Raw genomic sequence first — 2,073 nt, forward strand, 5'->3', positions numbered from 1 at the left:
GGCCTCCACCGGACTCGACCCGGTCGTCGTAATCGCCACGTCGGTCATCGGATACTCCCTTTGCTCAGGGTGTACACCGAGTCCTTGATAGTCCCGGCTGCCGAATCCGGGCGCGGCCTGCACATCCTCAGCTCGGCAGCGCCCGGTTGGCTTGCCCTGCCCAGCGACTTCGGCAAGGCCGTCCGATTCCGCTTGGGCCGCCGAGGCTGACCTTCCGCATAACGAGTGCGGACGAGTGATCGGCGAGGTCGCCGACATCGCCTGAGCCCACGCCCGTCGCCGTCCGTGGGGTGGATGGCGTCAGAGCGTGGTGCGGAGGATTTCGCCGAGGCGTTGGTGGGCGAGGTAGTTCTTGGCGAGGTGGAAGTCGAAGGCGTGGATGATGGTGTGGTCGTCGGTGTCCACGCCGTCGAAGGTGCGGCCGATGCCGTTCTTGGGGACGGCGACGATGTCGCCGGGGTCGGCCAGGTTGACCCAGCGGGCGACGCCGGGTGGGCGTGCGCCGCGGCCGTCGACGGGTGCGGGTCGCAGGCGGGGCAGGACGGCGTGCGGCAGGGCGAGGGGAGAACCGAGGGTGACCAGGAGGTCGACGCTCAAGTCGGGTCGTGCCCAGAGGGCTTCGTAGGCCACGACGGAGCCTAGGGAGTGCGCGATCACCACCCGGGCGCAGGTGCTTTCGAGGGTGTCGGTGACCCGGGCTCGGGCGGCGGCGCGAGCGGGGCTGTCGGGGTCTTTCAGGTAGGCGGGGACTTCCCGACAGAGTCCGGCGACGAACCACTTCGTGGCGGGTGGGCCCAGAAAGCGCATCCGGGCGAGGGTCTCCACGGCCTGGCGCACCTCGACGGTCGCCTGGCCGGCGGCGACGCCCGCAGGCAGGTCGAGTTCGCCCATCCACCGACGCGCGAACTCGGCCTCGAACGGATCGAGGTCGTCGAGATCGCCGCCGGTGCCTTGTCGGCCGGGCTTGCGGAGCAGGTCGGCGTAGTACGCGACGGACAAGCCCGGTGGGGGTCCGCTCACGCCGGCTCGGCGCAGGGCGGTGGCGATGCCGGTGTGCCAGACCCGAGCCAGGTTTTCGGCTGCCTGGCCCGGTGTCTCGCCGCGGCGAAAGTTCCAGATTCCGTGGACACCCACGATTGCCTGCGTCACGGCACCTCCCGATTGATGACGACGATGTCTGCCCTGCTCGCCGGTCAGGCGATCGATCGACTCGACTTCCGAATCAGCAGCGCAACGTCTCTGTCGAAGCCGGCGAACAATCGTCCCCCTGGTCCCAGGCCGAGCGCTGCACACGCTGCGGGCAGGGGAATCCGGTCGACACACGTTCTCGTGGTCAGGTCCCAGACGCGCACGCTGTTGTCGCTGGTCCCGGTGACGGCGATGGGTCGGCCGTCCAGCGTCGCGCACGCCACCGCGTTCACCCAGTCGGTGTGTCCGGTGAGCGGGTCGCCCAGTTGGACGCCTGCGGTCAGGTCCCAGACGCGCACGGTGTGGTCGTCGGCTCCGGTGACGGCGATGGGTCGGCCGTCCAGCGTTGCGCACGCCGCCGCGTTCACCCTGCCGGTGTGTCCGGTGAGCGGGTCGCCGAGTTGTCGCCTGGTGGTCAGGTCCCAGACGCGCACGCTGTGGTCGCTGGTCCCGGTGACGGCGATGGGTCGTCCGTCCAGCGTCGCGCACGCCACCGCCAGCACCCAGTCGGTGTGTCCGGTGAGCGGGTCGCCCAGTTGGACGCCTGCGGTCAGGTCCCAGACGCGCACGGTGTGGTCGTCGGCTCCGGTGACGGCGATGGGTCGGCCGTCCAGCGTCGCGCACGCCACCGCGTTCACCCAGCCGGTGTGTCCGGTGAGCGGGTCGCCCAGCTGGACGCCCGCGGTCAGGTCCCAGATGCGCACGGTGTGGTCGCTGGCCCCAGTGACGGCGATGGGTCGCCCGTCCAGCGTCGCGCACGCCACCGCCCGCACCCAGTCGGTGTGTCCGGTGAGCGGGTCGCCCAGCCGGACGCCCGCGGTCAGGTCCCAGACGCGCACGGTGTGGTCGTCGGCTCCGGTGACGGCGATGGGTCGCCCGTCCAGC

General features: G+C 71.0%; 2 protein-coding genes. Both read right to left on the bottom strand.

The window, feature by feature from the left end:
* Positions 1-300 precede the first annotated feature (300 nt).
* A complete protein-coding gene (locus ABZS54_RS20365) occupies positions 301-1,149 on the bottom strand; it encodes a hypothetical protein (protein ID WP_355537592.1) in 849 nt (282 codons plus the stop codon).
* A 44-nt stretch (positions 1,150-1,193) separates the two neighbouring features.
* Positions 1,194-2,073, bottom strand: an 880-nt coding sequence (locus tag ABZS54_RS20370) for a WD40 repeat domain-containing protein (RefSeq protein ID WP_355537595.1), incomplete at its 5' end; no start/stop codon positions are given.

The sequence above is a fragment of the Embleya sp. NPDC005575 genome (genome assembly GCF_040605455.1).
Lineage (GTDB): Bacteria > Actinomycetota > Actinomycetes > Streptomycetales > Streptomycetaceae > Embleya.